Consider the following 20715-nt stretch of genomic DNA (forward strand, 5'->3'; position numbering starts at 1 on the left):
CTGCAACGGACCACGGGTGTCCGCCACGCTCGACCGGCTCCACCGCGAACCGAAGGGCGCCTCCGTGACTACGCCGGAGGTGGCATGACCCAGCAGCCCAGGACCCAGCAGCGCGGGACTCAAGACGTGCGGGACCTGCTCGACCAGCGCATCGCCGTGCTCGACGGCGCGTGGGGCACGATGCTGCAGGGCGCCGGCCTGACCCCCGAGGACTACCGCGACTCGTGGCTCGAGGGACACCCCAAGGACGTCACCGGCGACCCGGATCTGCTGAACCTGACGCGACCCGACGTGATCCTCGACGTGCACCGCCAGTACCTGGCCGCGGGCGCGGACATCACGACCACCAACACCTTCACGGCCACCAGCATCGGCCAGGCCGACTACGGCCTGGCCGACCACGTGCGCGAGATGAACCTGCGCGGGGCCGCTCTGGCGCGCCAGGCCGCCGACGAGTTCGGCGGCCGCTTCGTGGCCGGCTCGATCGGCCCGCTCAACGTCACGCTCTCGCTTTCGCCGCGCGTCGAGGACCCCGCGTTCCGCGCGGTGACCTTCGAAGAGGTCAAGGCGTCCTACGCCGAGCAGATCCAGGCGCTCGCCGACGGCGGCGTCGACCTGCTGCTGATCGAGACGATCTTCGACACCCTCAACGCCAAGGCCGCCATCACGGCCGCGCGCGAGGTCGCGCCGCACCTGCCGCTGTGGATCTCCGTGACGATCGTGGACCTGTCGGGCCGCACGCTCTCGGGCCAGACCGTCGAGGCGTTCTGGAGCTCGATCGCCCACGCCGAACCGCTCGTGGTGGGCGTGAACTGTTCCCTGGGCGCCGCGGAGATGCGCCCGCACGTGGAGGAGCTGGCGAAGATCGCGGGCACCTACACCGCGTGCCACCCCAACGCCGGCCTGCCCAACGCGTTCGGCGGCTACGACCAGACCCCCGACGAGACCGGCGGCATGCTCGGCGAGTTCGCGGGCGCGGGCATGGTCAACATCGTCGGCGGGTGCTGCGGCACCACACCCGCGCACATCGCGAAGATCGCCGAAGCCGTGAAGGGCCTGGCGCCGCGCGAGGTGCCCGAGGAGCCGCACCGGTCGCGCTTCTCCGGGCTCGAGCCGTTCACGATCGGCGAGGACACCGGGTTCGTGATGATCGGCGAGCGCACCAACGTCACGGGGTCCGCGAAGTTCCGCCGGCTCATCGAGGGCGACAACCACCAGGCCGCCGTCGACGTCGCGCTGGAGCAGGTGCGCGGCGGCGCCAACCTGCTCGACGTGAACATGGACGCCGACCTGCTCGACTCCGAGCAGGCGATGACCACGTTCCTCAACCTCATCGCCACCGAGCCCGAGGTCGCCCGCATCCCGGTGATGATCGACAGCTCGCGCTGGAGCGTGCTCGAAGCCGGCCTGCGGTGCGTGCAGGGCAAGGGCGTGGTCAACTCCATCAGCCTCAAGGAAGGCGAGGGTCCGTTCCTCGAACAGGCCCGCCGCATCCGCGACTACGGCGCCGGTGTCGTGGTGATGGCGTTCGACGAGAAGGGCCAGGCCGACACCGCGGACCGCAAGGTGGAGATCTGCGCCCGCGCGTACGACCTGCTCACCCGAGAAGCCGGGTTCGCCGGCGAGGACATCATCTTCGACCCCAACGTGCTGGCCGTCGCCACCGGCATCAGCGAGCACAACGGGTACGCGAAGGCGTTCATCGAGGCGCTGCCGCGGATCAAGGAGCGCTGCCCGGGCGTGCACACCTCCGGCGGCATCTCGAACCTCTCGTTCTCCTTCCGCGGCAACGACGTGGTGCGCGAGGCGATGCACTCGGCGTTCCTGTTCCACGCCGTGCGCGCGGGGCTCGACATGGGCATCGTCAACGCGGGCCAGCTCGCCGTGTACGAGGACATCCCGAAGGACCTGCTGGAGCTGGTCGAGGACGTGCTCTTCGACCGGCGCGAGGACGCCACCGACCGGCTCGTGGAGTTCGCCGAGACGGTGAAGGGCAGCGGCACCAAGCGCACCGTCGACCTGTCGTGGCGGGAGGGCCCGGTCGCGGAACGCCTTTCGCACGCGCTGGTGCACGGCATCGTCGACTTCATCGAAGCCGACACCGAGGAGGCGCGGCAGCAGTTCGAGCGGCCGCTGCAGGTGATCGAAGGTCCGCTGATGGACGGGATGAAGATCGTCGGCGACCTGTTCGGGTCGGGCAAGATGTTCCTGCCGCAGGTGGTCAAGAGTGCCCGGGTGATGAAGCGGTCGGTGGCCTACCTGGAGCCGTACATGGAGGCGGAGAAGGAGAAGATGCGCCTCGAAGGCCGCATCGACACCTCGCGCGGCCAGGGCAAGGTCGTGCTCGCCACGGTGAAGGGCGACGTGCACGACATCGGCAAGAACATCGTCGGCGTGGTGCTGGGCTGCAACAACTACGAGGTCATCGACCTCGGGGTGATGGTGCCCGCCGCGCAGATCCTCGACACAGCCGTGACGGAGGGCGCCGACGTGATCGGGCTGTCCGGCCTCATCACGCCCTCGCTCGACGAAATGGTCACCGTGGCCACGGAAATGCAGCGGCGTGGCCTCAAGCTGCCGCTGCTGATCGGCGGTGCCACCACGTCGAAGCAGCACACGGCCGTGAAGATCGCGCCGGTGTACGACCACTCGACCCTGCACGTGCTGGACGCGTCGCGGGTCGTGGGTGTCGTCTCGGACCTGCTCGACACCGACCGGTCCGACGCGCTCGACGCCACCAACCGCGCCGAGCAGCAGCGCCTGCGCGAACAGCACGAGAACCGCCACGCGACACCGTTGCTCACCGTCGAGCAGGCGCGGGCCAACCGCGAGCAGGTGTCGTTCGACGACGTGCCCGTGCCTGAGTTCACGGGCGTGCGGGTGGTCGAGCCGTCGATCGCCGAGCTGCGCGAGATGGTCGACTGGCAGTTCCTGTTCCTGGCCTGGGAGCTCAAGGGCAAGTACCCGGCGATCCTCGAGCAGCCCGTCGCGCGCGAGCTCTTCGACGACGCCAACACGCTGCTCGACGAGATCATCGCCGCCGGCTCGTTCACCGCGCGCGGCGCGTTCGGCTACTGGCCCGCCCACTCCGAGGGCGACGACATCCTGCTCGACGGCGAGTACGCCGGCCGCGGTTTCCCCATGCTGCGCCAGCAGACGCAGAAGCCCGACGGCCGAGCCAACCGCTGCCTGGCCGACTACGTCGCTCCGGAAGGCGATCACCTCGGCGGTTTCGCCGTGGCCATCCACGGCGCCGAAGAGCTGGCCCGCCACTACGAAGCCGGGCACGACGACTACCGGGCCATCATGGTCAAGGCACTGGCCGACCGCCTGGCCGAGGCGTTCGCCGAGTACATCCACCTCGAGGCCCGCCGCCGCTGGTTCGAGCCCGACGCCGAGCCGAAGCTTGAGGACCTGCACGCCGAGCGCTTCCGCGGTATCCGCCCGGCCCTGGGCTACCCCGCGAGCCCCGACCACAGCGAGAAGAAGGACCTCTTCGATCTGCTCGGTGCCCGCGAGCTGGGCATCGGTCTCACCGAGTCCTACGCGATGAGCCCGGCCGCCGCCGTCAGCGGCCTGATCTTCGCGCACCCGGCGTCCCGCTACTTCACCGTGGGGCGTCTCGGCCGCGACCAGGTCGAGGACTACGCCCGGCGGCGGGGTCTGGACCTGGGCGAGGTGGAGCGCTGGCTGCGGCCGAACCTGGCGTACTGATCCGGACCGATCCGAAGCACGGCCGACGGGGGTCGCACCGCGTCGGCCGTGTCCGTTTCCGGTACCCGAGCGGGCACGAATCGGGATGAAACGGACCGCAGTTCGGGGTCGAAGACATCCCGGACCTGCGCAAAGGCGCCCTGCCAGCTAGGTTCTCCCGGTGCGTGCATTGAGTGTGGTGCGAGTCGGAGCGGTGGCGCTCCTCGTGGTGGTCGCGGCGGGCGCGGTGGTGCTGGCCGCGATCGATGCGTGGTGGTGGTTCCTCGCCGGGCCGCTGCTGGTGCCGGCGCTGGTCGGCGTGTACGACCTGGTGCAGCGTGAGCATTCGGTGCTGCGCAACTACCCCGTGCTCGGCCACGCGCGGTTCCTGCTCGAAGCCATCCGCCCGGAATTGCAGCAGTACTTCATCGAGCGCAACTTCGACGGGCGCCCGTACGACCGCGATGTGCGCAGCATCGTCTACCAGCGCGCCAAGGGCACGGACGCGGAGGAGCCGTTCGGCACCGAGCGGGACGTGTACGCCGACGGCTACGAGTTCCTCGTGCCCTCGATGGCGCCGGTGAAGCAGGCGGAGACGCCGCCGCGCGTGCGGATCGGCGGGCCGGACTGCAGGAAGCCCTACGACATGGCGCTGCTGAACGTGTCGGCGATGAGCTTCGGCAGCCTGTCGGCCAATGCGATCCTGGCGCTCAACAAGGGCGCGGCGCTCGGCGGGTTCGCGCACGACACCGGCGAAGGCGGGCTGTCGGAGTACCACCTTCGGGGTGGGGGAGACCTGGTCTGGGAGGTCGGCACCGGTTACTTCGGCTGCCGCACCTCCGACGGCGACTTCAACCCGTCGGTGTTCGCCGACAAAGCCCAGCACGACAACGTGAAGTGCGTGTCGCTGAAGCTTTCCCAGGGCGCGAAGCCCGGGATCGGCGGCGTGCTGCCGGGCACGAAGGTCAACGCCGAGATCGCGCGGGTGCGTGAGGTGCCGATCGGGCAGACGGTGATTTCGCCGCCGTACCACCGCGTTTTCTCGACCCCGCGCGAGCTCGTGCACTTCGTCGCGAAGATGCGGGAGCTCTCGGGCGGCAAGCCCGCCGGCTTCAAGCTCTGCGTCGGCTCGCGGCAGCAGGTGCTGGCTGTGTGCAAGGCGATGGCGGAAGAGAACGTGACGCCCGACTTCATCATCGTCGACGGTTCCGAAGGCGGCACCGGCGCGGCGCCGCTGGAGTTCGCCGACCACCTCGGCACGCCGCTCACCGAAGGGCTCATCACCGTCCACAACGCACTCGTCGGAACCGGTTTGCGCGACCGGATCCGGCTGGGCGCGAGCGGGAAGGTCGCCACGGGCGCCGACCTCGTGAAGCGCCTGCTGCAGGGCGCTGACTACACCAACGCGGCGCGGGCGATGATGTTCGCCGTCGGGTGCATCCAGTCGCAGCGCTGTCACACGAACAAGTGCCCGGTCGGTGTCGCCACGCAGGACCCGCGGCGCGGGCGCGCGCTCGACGTCGGGGACAAGTCGCAGCGCGTGCAGCGCTACCAGCACTCGACGGTGGCCGGCGCGCTGCAGATCATGGCCGCGATGGGCGTGTCCGGCCCGGCCGGTCTCTCGCCGCACCAGCTGCGCCGCCGCCTCGGCCCGAACGTGGTGCGGTCCTACGCCGAACTGTACGACTGGCTCGAGCCGGGCCAGCTGCTGGCCGAGCCGCCCGAGGCCTGGGCCGCCGACTGGAAATCCGCCGACCCCGACCGGTTCACCGTGTAGGCGGACGCCTCCGGCATGTCCGGCATAGGCCCGCCGCCGCCGTCGGGCTAGGGTGTGCGGAGGTTGAAAAGACAGCCTTCGAGCCCCGGCGTGGATTCGTCCAGGCCAGGGCTCTCCTTCGTGTCGCGTGCCGCCGCGGTGCAGTGTCATGGCCGGCGCGTTCCAGGAAAGGCTGATCGTTCTGTCGAACAGGGGTTTGTCGGGCACGGAGTGGTCCGGCACTGGCTTATCGGACGCCGAGTTGTCGGATGCTGAAGGATCGAACGCGGGCCCGTCGACCGATGGTCTCCCGAATGCTGCCGAGCGGGCCGCCCTGCCGGCGGTTCCGCCGCTCGACCCGGTCGCACCCGGCTCACGCCTGCGGGTGCTGCTGATCGAGGACGACGACGGCGACGCCCTGATCGTGGAAGAGCTCCTCGCCGACGCCGCGGTCCCGACGACGCTGGCCCGCGCGCACACGCTCGCCGAAGCGCTGGCGGGCCCGGTCGTGGCCGACTGCATCCTGCTCGACCTCCAGCTGCCCGACGCCATGGGCCTGACCGGGCTGACCCGGGTGCGCCGGCACGCGCCCGGCGTCGCGGTGGTGGTGCTGACCGGCCAGAACGACGAGGCCACCGGTGTCGCGGCCGTCGCCGCGGGCGCCCAGGACTACCTCGGCAAGGACCAGGTCGACGGGCCGCTGCTGGGCAAGGCGCTGCGGTACGCGTGGGAGCGCAAGCGCACCGAACAGGTCGAGCAGCAGCTGTTGCAGCAACAGCTCCTGGCGAGTGAGAACTCGCGCCTCGAACGCGGTCTGCTGCCCAGTCCGCTGCTGGCCGATCCGCACCTGCGACTGGCGTCGAAATACCGCCCGGGCCGCAACGGCTCGCTGCTGGGCGGCGATTTCTACGACGCCGTCGAGCTCACCGACGGCACCGTGCACCTCGTGATCGGCGACGTCTGCGGCCACGGCCCCGACGAGGCCGCCCTCGGTGTCGCCCTGCGCATCGCCTGGCGTGCTCTCGTGCTGGCGGGCCTGCCGACGGCCGAGGTGCTCGCGACGGTCGAACGCGTGCTCGTGCACGAGCGGATCCGCCCGTTGTTCGCGACGCTGTGCACGGTGGTCGTCGCCCCGGATCGCAGGTCGCTGCGGATGAACCTCGCCGGCCACCCACCGCCCCTGCTGATCAGCCGCGACGGGACCGGTCGCCTGCTGCCCGGCGACAAGCTGGGCGTGCCGCTCGGCGTGGTCCCCGACGCGCGCTGGGACCCGCTCGAGGTGGCGCTGGAACCCGGCTGGTCGCTCGTGCTCTACACCGACGGCATCTTCGAGGGCCGCGTCGGCCGGGGCTCCGAACGCCTCGGCCACGAGGAAATGGCCCGCCTGCTCGTCGACCTGCTGCGGGAAGCCGGGACGCACCACGACCAAGGAGTGGTGCTCGACCGGCTCATCACCCGCGTCGAGGAGCTCAACGCCGGCCCGCTCGACGACGACGTCGCCCTCACCATGGTCACGCACCGCGAAGAGGCCGCGCGATGAACCGGCTGCCGAAGGCTCAGCCCCACTGGCCGATTCGCCGCTGGGTGTCGGTGGTCGGGCTCGTCGAGGTCGTGCTGCTGCTCGCCGCCGTCGCCGGCGGGGTCCTCGCGGTGGGCAACCTCAACGACGCGCGCTCCCGCCTGCTGGACCAGAGCGGCCCGCAGCTGTTGCAGGCCAACGCGCTGTCGCAAGCGCTGCTGAACCAGGAGACCGGCATCCGCGGGTACCTGCTCACCGGGCGCCGCGACTTCCTCGACCCCTACCTGGCGGGCCGCGCCCAGCAGGACGCCGCCACGAGCGAGCTTCGTCGCCTGGGCGCGCTGCCCGGCACCCAGACCGGTGACGACCTCGAGGCGGTGCTGCGCGCCGCCGGCGAATGGCAGGCGGCGGTCAGCGCGCCGACTTCGCCCGGCACGCCGCCACCCGGCGTGGGCGCGGCCGATGCCGGCAAGGCGTTGTTCGACCGGGTCCGCTCCACCCTCGACACGCTTTCGGCGCACCTGTCCGCCGCGCGCGACATCGGCCGGGCCGACCTCAACGGCGCCGCATCCCAGCTCACCGTGCTGCTGCTCGTGATCGCCGCGCTCGTGGTGATCCTGTTCGCGCTGCTGTGGGTCTGGCTGCAGCGCGTGATCACCGTGCCGATCATGCGGCTGGCCACCGAGGTCCGCGAGGTGTCCGCCACCGACGACATCCACCGCCCCGTGCACGGCACCGGCCCGCGTGAGCTCGTCGAGCTGGGCGCCGACGTCGACGCCATGCGCCGGCGGATCGTCGCCGAGGTCAGCGACCTCGAGAACGCGCACACCCTGCTCGACACCCGCACCAAGGAGCTCGAACGGTCCAATTCGGATCTCGAGCAGTTCGCCTACGTCGCGTCGCACGACCTGCAGGAGCCGCTGCGCAAGGTCGCGAGCTTCTGCCAGCTGCTCGAACGCCGGTACAAGGGCCGGCTCGACGAACGCGGCGACCAGTACATCGCCTTCGCGGTCGACGGCGCGAAGCGCATGCAGAACCTCATCAACGACCTGCTCTCCTTCTCCCGCGTCGGCCGTCGTGCCGGTGAGATGACGGTGGTCGACACCGGGAAGCTGCTCGACGACGCGCTCGGCAACCTCGAGCCCGTGATCGAGGAGACCGGCGCCCGCATCGAGCGCGGCCCCCTGCCCGAGGTGCGGGGTGAAGGCCCGCTGCTCACCGCCGTGCTGCAGAACCTGGTCAACAACGCGCTCAAGTTCCACGGCGAGGCCGCCCCCGTGGTCGGTGTATCGGCCGAACGCCAGGGCGACGACTGGCTGTTTTCCGTGTCCGACAACGGGATCGGCATCGAGGAGCAGTACGCCGAACGGATCTTCGTGATCTTCCAGCGGCTGCACAGCAAATCGGCCTACGGTGGCACCGGGATCGGGCTCGCGATGTGCCGCAAGATCGTGGAGTTCCACGGTGGGCGCATCTGGCTCGACACGGAAGTGACCGAGGGCAGCCGCTTCCGCTTCACCCTGCCCGCGCTCGACCCGGCGCCCGATCCTCGGACCGAGCCCCAGACGGAACCCCGGACCGAGCCCCCGGCCGACGAGCCCGAGCACACCCCAGACCTGATCGACACCCGGACCGGGAACGAGGACGCATGACCGACACCATGGCCCCCATCGACATCCTGCTCGTCGAGGACGACCCGGGCGACGTGCTGATGACGCAGGAGGCCTTCGAGCACCACAAGATCCGCAACGCGCTCTACGTGGTGGCCGACGGCGTCGAGGCCCTGCAGTTCCTGCGGCGCGAGGGCCAGTACTCCGACGCGCCGCGCCCGGGCTTGATCCTGCTGGACCTCAACCTGCCCCGCAAGGACGGGCGCGAGGTGCTGGCCGAGGTGAAGGCGACGCCGGAGCTGCGCAGCATCCCGGTCGTCGTGCTCACCACGTCGGAGGCGGAGGAGGACATCTTGCGCAGCTACGACCTGCACGCCAACGCGTACGTGACCAAGCCGGTGGACTTCGACCGGTTCGTGGAGGTCGTGCGCCAGATCGACGACTTCTTCGTCACCGTCGTGAAGCTGCCACGCTGAACCGCGGCAGTGGCGCTCGGGGCGGCGATCCTGCACGATGGGACCTCGTGACGTCTACTCCCCGGGATGTGCCCGAGACCGGCGATCTGCTGGTCACCACGCGGTGGCGTGACCGGGCCGTCGTGGTGACCGTGGCGGGGGAGATCGACCTCGTCACCGCGCCCGAGCTCGACGAGATCGTGACCGGTGTGGTCGACGAGCACCCCGAGGTGCTCGTGGTCGACCTCAGTGAGGTCACGTTCCTCAGCTCGGCCGGGCTCCAGGTGCTGGCCGCCGCGCACCAGCGGCTGGGGGAGCGGGGCCTGCGGGTGGTCAGCACGTCGCACATCACCACGCGACCGCTCACCAGCACCGGGCTCGACACGTGGATCGGCCTGTTCACCACCGTCGACGAAGCGCTCGCGGGCGCTTCGGGACCGGGGGTGTGACGTGGTCGTGCCCGAGGAAACACCGGTGAGCGTGCCCGCGTTGCGCTGCCGCGGCATCGTGGCCGAGGCGGGGGAGCTGCGCGTGCTGCGCCACCGGCTCACGGACTGGGTGCGCGAGGCGGGGGTGCCCGAGGACCGGGCGCAGGACATCGTGCTGGCCAGCTACGAAGCTCTCGCCAACGTCGCCGACCACGCCTACGGCGGTGACACGCGCGGCCTCGTGGACCTCGACGCCACGGTGTTGGCGGACCGGGTGGAAGTGGTGATCACCGACCACGGGCACTGGCGCGCGCCGGTCGAGGACCCCCATCCCGTGTCGCTGCGCGGACGCGGTCTCCTGCTGCTGCGGGCGAGCGCCGACTACGCGGACATCACCGGCGGGGTGGACGGCACCGTCGTCACCCTCGGCTGGCACCTGAGCGCCGTCCGGTCGAGCTGAGGGGCCGGCTTCAGCGGTTGACCGGCTGGGGCCGGGCGACCTGCTCGGCCGCGCGGCGGCGCAGGAGGAACCGTTGCAGCTTGCCACTGGGGTTGCGTGGCAGCTCGGCCACGAACTCCACCCGCCGCGGGTACTTGTACGGCGCCGCAACGGATTTCGCGTAATCCTGCAGTTCCTTGACCTTGGGCTCGCCGGCGTCGGCGCCCTCGCGCAGCACCACGTACGCGGCCACGACCGAGCCGCGAGCCTCGTCCGGGGCGGCGACCACCGCGCACTCGAGCACGTCGGGGTGGCCCATCAGGACCTCCTCGACCTCGGGGCCGGCGATGTTGTACCCCGAGGACACGATCATGTCGTCGCTGCGGGCGCGGTAGTGGAAGTAGCCGTCGGTGTCGCGCACGTACGTGTCGCCGGTGAGGTTCCAGCCGTCCTCCACGAACACGGTCTGGCGCTCGTCGGCGAGGTAGCGGCAGCCCGTGGGGCCCTGCACCGCGAGCCGGCCGGGGGTGCCGTCGGGTACCGGGCGGCCCTCGTCGTCGACGATCCGCGCCCGGTAGCCCGGCACGGCGCGGCCGGTGGCGCCCGGGCGGGTCTCGTCGTCGGCGGCGGAGATGAACACGTGCAGCATTTCGGTGCTGCCGATGCCGTCGATCAGCCAGCGGCCGGTGGCCTCGTGGAAATCGGTGGCCACGGATTCGGGCAGTGCTTCGCCCGCCGAGACCGCGCGCCGCAGCCGGGTGAGCGACGCTCTTCGGTCGGACGCGAGGATCGCGCGGTAGGCCGTGGGCGCGGTGAACAGCACCGTGACGCCGTGGGCCGCCGTGAGGTCGGCCAGCTCCACCGGCGTCGCGCGCTCGATGAGCAGCGTGGCCGCGCCCGCGTGCAGGGGGAACACGAGCAGCCCGCCGAGGCCGAAGGTGAAGGCGAGCGGCGGGGTGCCCGTGAACAGGTCGCTCGGCTCGGGTTTCACGAGGTGGCGCGAGAACGTGTCCGCGATGGCGATGAGGTCGCGGTGGAAGTGCATGGTGGCCTTGGGGCGGCCCGTGGTGCCGGAGGTGAAGGCCAGGATCGCCACGTCGTCGGCGGCGGTGTCGACGTCGTCGAACGTCTCCGGCTGGGTCGCGCAGCGGGCCGCGAGGTCCTCGCGCGTGTCGCCGCCGAACGCGATCAGCGGCAGGTCGAAAGGCAGCAGGTCTTCGGTGTAGCGGTGGTCGGCCAGCGCGAGCACGGGGGAGGACGCGTCGACGATCTTCGTCAGCTCGTGCGTGCGCAGCATCGGCATCGTCGTCACGGCGACCGCGCCGGCCTTGAGCACGCCGAGCCAGCACGCGGCCAGCCACGGGGTGTTCGGCCCGCGCAGCAGCACGCGGTTGCCCGGCACCACGCCGAGGCCCACCAGCGTGCCCGCGATCCGGTTGGCGCGGGCGAGCAGTTCGCCGTAGGACCAGCTGCTCGTCGGCGAGAGCACGGCGGGCCGGTCGGGGCCCCACTGCGCGACGGCTCCGTCGAGCAGACGGGTTGCGGCGTTGAGCCGATCGGGGTAGTGCAGCTCGGGAAGGTCGAAGCTCAGGTGCGGCCACTGGTCGAACGGAGGCAGGTTGTCCCGGCAGAACGTGTCCACGTGGGCACTGGGCGTGAGCTGCACGGCTGACCTCTTTTCCCGTGGCGGCCGTCAACAGAACGCCACTGTAATACAATTTACGACCGTCAGGAAGACGCTAGAGCGGCCGAAGGAGGCCGAGTCGTGGCCCCAGTCGTGAAAGCAGTCGTGAAACCCGAGGTCGACACGTGCGATCCGGACGAGGCACGGTCGCGGCTGAGCGACGTCTACTGTCCCCACCGGCTCGACCTCGTCGGGGGCGGGCGGGGATTCGTCTGCCGGCAGAGCTCACGCGGATTCGCCAAGGTGCGGTTGTTCGACCTCGTCTACGGCGGGTCCGAGGTGCACGTGGACCCGGTGCCCTTCGACGACTTCGTGCTCGTCACCCGGCCGCTCAAGGGCCGCTTCGCCGTGCGCTCCAGCGCCGAGGGGCTGGTCGGTGCCGGGTCGGGCGCGCTCGTGATGGACGCCCACGGCTCGTACCAGCTGCGGTGGTACGACAGCGCCGAGGTGCTCAACACCGTGCTGGACCGCGACGGGCTCGAACGGATCGCCGCCGAGCTGCGGGGTTGGGACGAGCCACGGCCGGTGCGCTTCGCGCTGGGCGCGCCCGGGTCGGCCACCGCCGGGCGCCGATGGGACACCGTGACCCGGTTGCTGCTGGAGGAAACGCGCGCGGGCGACGGAATGGCGGCCAGTCCGCTGCTCGCCGCCCAGCTCTTCCGGCTCGCGGCGACCGCGCTGCTGGAGGCCTACCCGAGCACGCTCGGCGAACCGCCTCCCGGGCTGCCGGGTCAGGTGTCCCCGGCGGCGGTCCGGCGGGCCGAGGCGTTCATCGAGCTCAACGCCGGTGACGACATCGGGCTGCTCGAGATCGCGGCGGCCGCGCGCCTGAGCGTGCGCGGGGTGCAGGCCGCGTTCAGCCGCGCGGGACGGCCGTCACCGGTCGCGTACCTGCGGGAGACGCGGCTGCGCCGGGCGCACGCCGAGCTGCGCGAGCGCTCGCCCGAGGAAACGACCGTGGCGGCCGTCGCGGCGCGCTGGGGTTTCGGCAACGCCGGGCGCTTCAGCGCCGAGCACCGGCGGTTGTTCGGCTGCGGCCCCGGCGAGATGCTGCGAGGAAGCTGACCGCGGGGCTCGTCAGCAGATCGCGACCGCGTTGGCCGGTGAGCCGACGCCGCCGACGAGGTTCAGCGGTTTGACCACCACGAGGAACGTGTGACCGCCTCCGCCGGCGGCGTGGGCCGAGAGCGCGTCGAGTTTCCACTGCTCGCCGATGGGCAGGCCCAGCAGCCCGATGAGGTCCTGGTGCACCATGCCCGGCTCGTGCGGCCCGCCGAACCGCGGGTCCGGCGGCGGGGGCATGGCCTCCAGCGCGAAGGTGTCCGACGCGAGCAACGCCAGGCGCCGATCCCAGATCCACGCGATCAGCTCGGGCGACTGGGCCAGACCCGTGCACCGGCGGGTTTTCGCGACCGCCGCCCGGCCCGCGGTGTCCAAAGCGGACAGATACCACTCGGCCCAGCCGGTGCGCAGCACCAGGAGATCACCTTCGCGCAGCGTTTCGCCCTGCCACGCCAGCGTCTCCTCGACGAGCTCCAGCGGCAGCGGTTCCCCGGCGGCGTGGTCGATCGGTGTGCCCTGGGCCTCCCGGAACCGGGCCACGTCGACGAGCACCCCGCGGCCGACGATCGGGTCCTCGGCCCAGCGCTGCACACCCAGCTCCGGCGTGCCGGGGCGCACGGCGGCGTCGGGAACACCGCTGTAGAACCCGGCTTCGTGGTGGCGGCGGTGGCGCAGACCGTCCACATGGGAGCTCGCCTGCAGCCACAGGTGGTCGACGTAGTCGTCGCGCTGGTCGGCGTGCGAGGACGTGATCGTCTGCTCCGGCGGCGTCCGCCACACCACCGACGGGTCGAACGCGTCGAGCGGATAGTCGAGGTTGAACACAGTGCCGTGGTGCACCAGCCCGGCCGCTTCGACCACTTGCTCGGCCTGCGCGAAGTTCGCCATGCCCCGCTCGGGCGTGCGCTGGAACACGCCCCAGCTCGAGCCGGCCGGGGCGTCGGTGCGGGCACGCAGCTCGTCGTGGCTCGGCACGGTCACGGTCTTCTCCTCTCCCTGGCTCACGCGAGCTCCCGGCCGCGGGTCTCGGGCAGGAACACCAGCGCGATCAGGAACAGACCGTAGGCGCTGGCGGCGAACACGGAGATCCCGGTCCCCAGGCCGTAGCTGCCGGCCAGCGCGCCGACCACCGCCGGCGCCAGCGCGGCCACGCCCCGGCCGACGTTGTAGCAGAAGCCCTGACCGGCACCGCGCATCTCACCGGGGAAGAGCTCCGCGAGGAACGGGCCGAAGCCGCTGATGATCCCGGATCCGAAGAACCCCAGGGGGAATCCGACGTAGATCACGAGCCCCGCCGGGATGTGCGCGTAGGCGTAGACCACGACCGTCACCGCGCTGAGGACCCCGAACACGGCGAACGTCGGTTTGCGGCCGAACCGGTCGTTGGCGAACCCGGCGGCGACGTAGCCGAGGAACGACCCCGCGATCACGAACACGAGGTACCCCGCGGCGCCGACCGCGCTCAGGCCCCGGCTCTCGGAGAGATACGTCGGCAACCACGTGAAGATTGCGTAGTACCCGCTCTGCATCCCGATCGACAGCAGCGTCGCGAGGATCGTGTACCGCAGGACCTTGCGCTTGAAGATGAGCCCGAGACTGATCGGCGTCTTGGCCTTGCGGGTGCGGCGGGCCTCCAGCCACACCGGCGACTCGGGCACCTTGCGCAGGATGTAGATCACGACCACCGCGGGGATCAGGCCGATCCAGAACATCATGCGCCAGCCGATCGCCCCGAAGTTCGGCAGGATCACCACCGACGCGATCACCGCCAGCGCCCAGCCGAACGACCAGGCGCCCTGGATGAACCCGGCGACCGCACCGCGTTTCTTCGCCGGGATGACCTCCGAGATGAGCACCGCCCCGACGGCCCACTCGCCGCCGAACCCCAGGCCCTCCACCGCGCGGTACACGAGCAGCTCCGGATAACTGCTCGCGATCCCCGACAGGGCCGTGAAAAGCGAGTACAGGAAGATCGCCGCGGCCAGGATGCGCACGCGCCCGAACCGATCGGACAACGTGCCGGCGACGATGCCGCCGAACGCCGAGAACAGCAGCGTGACCGTGCCGATGAGGCCGGCTTGTTCGTGGTTGAGCCCGAACGCGATGCTCACGGCGCCGATGGCCAGCGTGTAGAGCATGTAGTCGAACCCGTCGAGGCCCCAGCCCGCGAACGTGGCCCAGAAGACCCGGCGTTGCGGACGGTCGAGGGTGAGCGGGGGAACTTTGGCGAGGACGGACATCGTTGACCAATCCTTGTGTCGGAGGGGACGCTCAGCCGGCGAAGCGCAGCACCAGATCTGCCGCGGCCACACCGTCGGGATGGGCGATGAGCGGGTTGATCTCGAGCTCGGCGAGCCGGTCGCCGAGCCCGGCGGCGTAGCGGGAGAGCGCCGCCACGGCGGTGGCCACGGCGTCGAGGTCGGCTCCCGGTTCTCCGCGGTAACCGCGCAGCAGGGGTGCACCGCGCAGCCGGGTCAGCAGCTCCCGCACGTCGGGTTCCGACAGGGGAGCCAGTGCGGTGACCACGTCCTGGTAGACCTCCGCCGTCACGCCGCCGAAGCCGACGGTCACCACCGGCGGGTAGCCGTCGGCAGCGCCTTCCACGCCGACGAGCAGCTCGATCCCCGGCGGCAGCAGGCGTTGCACGAGGATTCCGTCGAGCACGGCGTCGGGCCGGGCCGCGTGCACGGCTTCGGTCATCTCCCGGTACGCGCTCGCCGCGTCCGTGACGCCGACGCGCACGCCGCCGACCTCGGACTTGTGCGTGATGGCGGGCGACTGCGCCTTGAGCACCACTGGGCCGCCGATCCGGCTGGCTGCTTCGGTCGCCTCCAGTGCGCTCGTCGCGAGTTCACCGTCGGGCCGCGGCACCCCCAGTGCGTCGAGCAGCGGCCCACCTGCGGCTTCGGTGACCACGCCGGTGCCGGTGAAGACGCCGGTCAGCGGCTCCGGCCGCACCGGCGGCCCGACCGTGGCCGATCGGTACAACCGGGCCAGCACGTGGGCCTTGCGCCCGATCGAGTCGTGGAGCGGCACGTGGTGCTCCCGCAGGATCTTCACGGCTTCGGTGATCTGGTTGCCGTCGGCGAGCCACACCACGCCCAGGGGCTTGGGTGAGCTTTCCGCCGCCGCCACCAGCTGGCGGGCCACACGGGCCGCGCGGGCGCCGGTCACGTTCGTCATGATCATCATCAGGACGTCGGTGCCCGGGTCGTCGAGAATGGTGCGGCAGACGTGGAACACCGAGTCGTCGTCCTGCGCGAACAGCTGCGCGGTGACGTCGACCGGGTTGCTCGTGGAGCCGTACGCCGGGATGAACTTCGCGAGCTCCCGGCGCGTTTCGGCAGCCAGCTCACCGGTCCGCAGCCCGGCTTCTTCCAACCAGTCGGCCGCGATCCCGCCCGCTCCGCCGGAGCTCGTCACGACCGTGACTCCCGGCCCTCGCACGGGTTTGCGCGCGGCCAGCTCCACCACCGTGTCCAGCAGCTGGTCGAGGTCGGTCACGCCGATCACGCCGTGCTCCGCCGACACCAGCTCGAACGCCGTGGCGGGCCCGATCATGGCGCCGGTGTGCGAAGCCGCCGCGCGCCGTCCCGCAGCCGAGCGGCCCGAGCGCAGCACGACCAGGTTCTTGCCGAGCTCCCGTGCCCGCGTGGTGAGCTGCCGCCACTGCGCACCCGGCGGGATCGCCTCCAGGTACATCGCGACGACGCGGACCTCGTCCTCTTCCAGGAACCCCGCGGCGAGATCGGCCACCCCGAGGTCGGCCTGGTTGCCGCTGCTCGCCCACGCGGTGAGCCCGATGCCCCGTTCCCGGGCCAGCCCGAGGAACGAGCCGCCGATCGCGCCGCTCTGGCCCACGTAGGCGATGCCGCTGGAGTCGCCGAGCCCGGCCTGCGCGGCCTCGCTGAACGTCGCGACGAGACCGGCGGGCCGGTAGATCAGCCCCTGGCAGTTGGGTCCGAGCAGCCGCACGCCCCCGGCGCGGGCGGCCTCGGCCATCCGCCGCTGGACTTCGAGCCCTTCGGCACCCAGCTCGGCGAAGCCCGACGAGAACACCACAGCCGTGCCGACGCCGGCGCGCACGCAGTCGTCGATCGCGCCCGGCACCGCGGCCGCGGGGACCAGGATCAGCGCGAGGTCGACCGGGCCGGGTGCGGCGTCGAGCGAGGGGTAACACGGCAGGCCGTCGAGTTCGCCGTACTTCGCGTTCACGGGCAGGATGCGGCCCGCGTAACCGAAGTCGCGCAGGTTGGCCAGCGCCTGCGCGGCGAGGCTCCCGGCCCGCGCCGACGCGCCGACGATCGCGACCGAGCGGGGGTGCAGCAGGCGAGCAGCCCAGTGGTCACCGGAGTCAACGGGCATCGAAGTGGTCCTTTCGGGCCGGTCAGGGAACCAGCCAGCTGAGCACGGGGGTGGATTGCAGGTAGACGAGCACCGACAGCACCACGACCATCAGGACGGTCCAGCCGATCGTCCGGCGGAAGAGCACCCCTTCCTTGCCGCCGAGGCCGACGGCGACGGCGGCGATCGCCAGGTTCTGCAGCGACACCGCCTTGCCGACGACACCGCCGCTGCTGTTGGCGGAGGTCAGCAGCACGTCGGACAGGCCCGCGTGGTGGGCGGTGGTGTACTGCAGCAGGCCGAACAGGGTGTTGCTGGAGGTGTCGGACCCGGTCAGCACCGTGCCGATCCAGCCGATCACCGGCGACACCAGCGGGAACGCCGCCCCGGCGCCCGCGAGCCACACGCCGAGCGTGGTGGTCTGGCCCGACAGGTTCATCACGTAGCTGAGCGCGATCACGCAGCAGACCGTGAAGATGGCCCAGCGCAGCTGCCACAGGTTGGCCAGCCAGACGCGGCCCGCGCGGCCGAGCCCGACGCCGAGGATCGGCAGGCTCAGCAGTCCCGCGATGAGCACGAGCGAACCGGGCGCCCCGATCCAGGCGAAGCTGATTTTCGAGATGCTCAGGGGTTTTCCCTCGGAGCTGAGCACGTCGGCTCCCGGCCAGTGGACCTTCGTGGTCGCCGCGGCGATCAGGTCCTTCACACCGGGCAGGTTCGCGATGATCACCACGGCCACGATCAGCAGGTACGGTGCCAGCGCGGCGAGCACCGGCGGCTCCTTTTCGTCCACGGTGGACTCATCAGCGGGCGGGGCGGCGAAGTCGCCGCCGCCGGCCGTGACCATCGAGCGCTGCCGCACCGCGGTGGCCGGCACCCGGCTCGCACGGGCGACGAGCACCGTGACCACACCGGACACCACGGCCGCGACGGTGTCCACGAGCGCCGGCGTGAGGAACACCGAGGCCGCGCACTGGACCGCGGCGAACGAGAGGCCGGCCGCGAGGGCCACGCCCCAGCGTTGCCTGAGCCCGGTCTTCCCGTCGACCACGAACACGAGGACCAGCGGGATGAACAACGCCAGCAACGGGGTCTGGCGTCCGATCATCACCGCGAGGTCGTGCACCGGCAGGCCGGTCTGCGTGCCCAGCACGTCGATGGGCTGGCCGAGCGCGCCGAACGCGACCGGTGAGGTGTCGGCGATGAGGCACGCGGCGGCGGCCTTGATCGGCGAAAGGCCCAGCGCCATCAGGATCACGGCGCAGATCGCCACCGGCGCGCCACCGCCGGCCAGGCCTTCCAGCGCGGCGCCGAAGCAGAAGGCGACCAGGATCGCCTGAACCCGGCGGTCGTCGCTGACCCGCGTGAACGCGGTGCGCAACGCGGCCGAATGGCCCCGCAGCTCGGTGACCTTGTGCAGCCAGATCGCGTTGATCGCGACCCAGAGAATCGGGAAGATCCCGTAGACGATGCCTTCCGCGGCGCCGGAGAACGCGACCGACGACGGGAGCCGGAACGCCACGATGCCCACGACCAGCGCCGCGACGAGCGACACCGGCGCGGCGATCCGCGCGGGTGTCTTGAACACACCCAGCAGCACGATCAGGAGTAAGAGGGGGATGGCCGCCAGCAGAGCGGACAGCGTCAGCGAGCCGCCGACGGGGACGAGGAGCTGTGTGAACAACGTTGTTCTCCAGGGACCGGGGCCGGTGGGGATCAGTGGCCTTCGAAGACGGGAGTTCTCTTCTCCCTGAAGGCGGCCAGCGCCTCCGCGGAGTCGCGAGTGGACTGGATCACGGCCTGGTGGGACGAGATGAGGTCCAGTGCCGTCCGCAGGTCCGTGCGGCTGCTCTGGTAGGTGGCGCGCTTGATGGTGCGCAGGGCGAGCGGGGGCCCGGCCGCGAGCTTGGCGGCGAACGCGGCCGTCCGTGCGGCGAACTCGGCGTCGGGGTAGACGTGGTTGACCAGCCCGATCCGTTCGGCTTCGTCGGCGGGCACCCAGTCGCCCGTCCACAGCAGTTCCAGTGCGCGCGACATCCCGACGAGGCGGGGCAGCAGGTAGCAGCCGCCGTCGCCGGGCACGAGCCCGACGCGCACGTACCCCTCGGAGAACCGCGCCGAAGCCGACGCGACGCGGATGTCGGCCATGAGCGCGAAATCCATGCCCGCACCCACCGCGACACCGTCGACCGCGGCGATCACCGGCTTGTCGAAGTCTTCGAGCGCGTACGCGATGCGGTGCACGCGATCGGTGAGCAACGTCTTGTCCTTGAGCGGGGTGCGGGTCTCGTCGTCGAACACGCCGAGGTCCACGCCCGAGCAGAACGCGCCGCCGGCGCCGGTGACCACCAGCACGCGGATCGTGTCGTCGGTGCGTGCGTCCTCGATGATCCGCACCCAGTGCTCCAGCATCTCGAGCGTGAACGCGTTCTTGCGCTCGGGCCGGTTCAGCAGGATGGTCCCGACGCCGTCGGTGACCGTGAACTCCAGATCCGCCACGTCAGTGTTCCTTCGTCTGGTAGCGCTTGAGCTCCTGGCGGGCGACCGTGCGCACGTGCACCTCGTCCGGGCCGTCGACGATGCGCAGGGTGCGCGCGCGGCTCCAGATCTCGGCCAGGGGCAGGTCGTCGGTCACACCGGCAGCGCCGTGGATCTGGATCGAGCGGTCGAGCACGCTCAGCGCGGCCCGCGGCGCGACGACCTTGATGGCCGCGATGTCCGAGCGCGCGTTGCGCACACCCACCTCGTCGATCAGCCACGCCGTGCGCAGCACCAGCAACCGGGCCTGGTCGATCTCCATGCGCGACTCCGCGATCTGCTGGCGGACCACGCCCTGGTCGGCCAGTGGACCGCCGAACGCGGTGCGCGACAACGCGCGCTTGCACGCCAGCTCCAGCGCGCGCTCGGCCATGCCGATCGCCCGCATGCAGTGGTGGATGCGGCCGGGGCCCAGGCGGGCCTGCGCGACGGCGAACCCACCGCCCTGCTCACCGAGCAGGTTGCTCACGGGCACGCGGACGTCGGTGTAGCTGATCTCGCAATGTCCTTGCTGATCCCGGAAACCGAACACCGGCAGCGCGCGTTCGACCTTCACGCCCGGGGTGTCGATCGGCACGAGCACCATCGAGTGCTGCCGGTGCTTCGGTGCGTCGGGGTCGCTCTTGCCCAGCACGATCAGCAGCTTGCACCGCGGGTCGGCGGCACCGGTGGTGAACCACTTGCGGCCGTTGATCACGTACTCGTCGCCGTCGCGCACGATCGTGGTGGAGATGTTGGTGGCGTCGGAAGAGGCCACGTCGGGTTCGGTCATCGAGAAGCCGGAGCGGATCGTGCCGTCCAGCAGCGGGTCCAGCCAGCGCGTCCGCTGCTCGTCGGTGGCGAACAGGTGCAGCAGCTCCATGTTGCCGCTGTCGGGCGACAGGCAGTTCATGGCCGCGGGGGCGATGAACGGCGAGCGGCCGGTTTCCTCCGCGAGCACGGCGTAGTCCACATTGGTCAAATGGGACTCGTCGGGCAGGAACAGGTTCCACAGCCCGCGTTGGCGCGCGGCGGCGATGAGGTCTTCGAGGACCGGTGGCACGTCGTGCGTGCGGCCCGCGGCGATCAGCTCGTCACGCTGGTGCGCGTAGACGGGTTCGGCGGGGTAGACCAGATCCTCCATGAAGGCGCGGACCTGGGCCAGGCGCTCGGTGGCCTGGGGGGACAGCGAGAAATCCATACGGGCT

General features: G+C 71.1%; 15 protein-coding genes. 8 read left to right on the forward strand and 7 right to left on the reverse strand.

Features of this window, described 5'->3' with window-relative positions:
- Window positions 1-84: 84 nt before the first annotated feature.
- The 7 genes from metH (at window position 85) to ACWEOE_RS28000 (ending at window position 9921) form a co-directional block, all read left to right on the forward strand.
- The gene (gene metH / locus ACWEOE_RS27970; protein ID WP_452014219.1) at window positions 85-3714 is read left to right on the forward strand and encodes a methionine synthase; all 3630 of its coding nucleotides are present in this window, start codon (window positions 85-87) and stop codon (window positions 3712-3714) included.
- Window positions 3715-3892: 178 nt separating this feature from the next.
- Window positions 3893-5470, forward strand: coding sequence for an FMN-binding glutamate synthase family protein (locus tag ACWEOE_RS27975; RefSeq protein WP_452014221.1), 1578 nt, complete (start codon window positions 3893-3895; stop codon window positions 5468-5470).
- 241 nt (window positions 5471-5711) lie between these two features.
- Complete coding sequence (locus tag ACWEOE_RS27980) at window positions 5712-6989, forward strand: PP2C family protein-serine/threonine phosphatase (RefSeq protein WP_452014223.1); 1278 nt, start codon at window positions 5712-5714, stop codon at window positions 6987-6989.
- The gene (locus ACWEOE_RS27985; RefSeq protein WP_452014225.1) at window positions 6986-8620 is read left to right on the forward strand and encodes a sensor histidine kinase; all 1635 of its coding nucleotides are present in this window, start codon (window positions 6986-6988) and stop codon (window positions 8618-8620) included. Before ACWEOE_RS27980 ends, ACWEOE_RS27985 begins: the two co-directional genes overlap by 4 nt.
- Window positions 8617-9054, forward strand: coding sequence for a response regulator (locus tag ACWEOE_RS27990; RefSeq protein WP_452014227.1), 438 nt, complete (start codon window positions 8617-8619; stop codon window positions 9052-9054). The genes ACWEOE_RS27985 and ACWEOE_RS27990 overlap by 4 nt, the downstream gene beginning before the upstream one ends.
- A gap of 47 nt (window positions 9055-9101) precedes the next feature.
- Window positions 9102-9482 (forward strand): STAS domain-containing protein, encoded by a 381-nt coding sequence (locus ACWEOE_RS27995; protein WP_452014229.1) that lies wholly within the window; start codon window positions 9102-9104, stop codon window positions 9480-9482.
- Between the two features lie 25 nt (window positions 9483-9507).
- On the forward strand, window positions 9508-9921 hold the full coding sequence (locus tag ACWEOE_RS28000) for an ATP-binding protein (protein ID WP_452014231.1): 414 nt from the start codon (window positions 9508-9510) through the stop codon (window positions 9919-9921).
- 10 nt (window positions 9922-9931) lie between these two features.
- Here the strand turns inward: ACWEOE_RS28000 and ACWEOE_RS28005 are convergent, their stop codons facing one another.
- Window positions 9932-11566: an AMP-binding protein gene (locus ACWEOE_RS28005; protein WP_452014233.1), complete on the reverse strand. Its 1635-nt coding sequence runs from the start codon at window positions 11564-11566 to the stop codon at window positions 9932-9934.
- 99 nt (window positions 11567-11665) lie between these two features.
- Between ACWEOE_RS28005 and ACWEOE_RS28010 the strand changes: the two genes are divergently transcribed.
- Complete coding sequence (locus ACWEOE_RS28010; protein WP_452014235.1) at window positions 11666-12649, forward strand: AraC family transcriptional regulator; 984 nt, start codon at window positions 11666-11668, stop codon at window positions 12647-12649.
- 12 nt (window positions 12650-12661) lie between these two features.
- Here the strand turns inward: ACWEOE_RS28010 and ACWEOE_RS28015 are convergent, their stop codons facing one another.
- The 6 genes from ACWEOE_RS28015 to ACWEOE_RS28040 are packed head-to-tail and all read right to left on the reverse strand — an operon-like array spanning window position 12662 to window position 20708.
- A complete protein-coding gene (locus ACWEOE_RS28015; protein ID WP_452014237.1) occupies window positions 12662-13651 on the reverse strand; it encodes a cyclase family protein in 990 nt (329 codons plus the stop codon).
- Window positions 13648-14886 (reverse strand): MFS transporter, encoded by a 1239-nt coding sequence (locus ACWEOE_RS28020; RefSeq protein ID WP_452014239.1) that lies wholly within the window; start codon window positions 14884-14886, stop codon window positions 13648-13650. Before ACWEOE_RS28020 ends, ACWEOE_RS28015 begins: the two co-directional genes overlap by 4 nt.
- A gap of 31 nt (window positions 14887-14917) precedes the next feature.
- Window positions 14918-17011 (reverse strand): acetate--CoA ligase family protein, encoded by a 2094-nt coding sequence (locus tag ACWEOE_RS28025; protein WP_452014241.1) that lies wholly within the window; start codon window positions 17009-17011, stop codon window positions 14918-14920.
- 22 nt (window positions 17012-17033) lie between these two features.
- On the reverse strand, window positions 17034-18674 hold the full coding sequence (locus tag ACWEOE_RS28030; protein WP_452014243.1) for an L-lactate permease: 1641 nt from the start codon (window positions 18672-18674) through the stop codon (window positions 17034-17036).
- A 32-nt stretch (window positions 18675-18706) separates the two neighbouring features.
- Window positions 18707-19489 carry an enoyl-CoA hydratase/isomerase family protein gene (locus ACWEOE_RS28035; RefSeq protein ID WP_452014245.1) on the reverse strand — a complete coding sequence of 261 codons (783 nt, stop codon included), beginning with the start codon at window positions 19487-19489 and terminating at the stop codon, window positions 18707-18709.
- A 1-nt stretch (window position 19490) separates the two neighbouring features.
- Window positions 19491-20708: an acyl-CoA dehydrogenase family protein gene (locus tag ACWEOE_RS28040; protein ID WP_452014247.1), complete on the reverse strand. Its 1218-nt coding sequence runs from the start codon at window positions 20706-20708 to the stop codon at window positions 19491-19493.
- Between the last annotated feature and the right edge of the window lie 7 nt (window positions 20709-20715).

The sequence above is a fragment of the Amycolatopsis sp. NPDC004368 genome (assembly GCF_053602515.1).

Excerpts from the sequence above, each read along its gene's own strand:
- metH (WP_452014219.1), top strand. The coding sequence starts at position 85 with ATGACCCAGCAGCCCAGGACCCAGCAGCGCGGGACTCAAGACGTGCGG.
- ACWEOE_RS27985 (WP_452014225.1), top strand. The coding sequence starts at position 6,986 with ATGAACCGGCTGCCGAAGGCTCAGCCCCACTGGCCGATTCGCCGCTGG.
- ACWEOE_RS27990 (WP_452014227.1), top strand. The coding sequence starts at position 8,617 with ATGACCGACACCATGGCCCCCATCGACATCCTGCTCGTCGAGGACGAC.
- ACWEOE_RS28020 (WP_452014239.1), bottom strand. The coding sequence starts at position 14,886 with ATGTCCGTCCTCGCCAAAGTTCCCCCGCTCACCCTCGACCGTCCGCAA.
- ACWEOE_RS28025 (WP_452014241.1), bottom strand. The coding sequence starts at position 17,011 with ATGCCCGTTGACTCCGGTGACCACTGGGCTGCTCGCCTGCTGCACCCC.
- ACWEOE_RS28040 (WP_452014247.1), bottom strand. The coding sequence starts at position 20,708 with ATGGATTTCTCGCTGTCCCCCCAGGCCACCGAGCGCCTGGCCCAGGTC.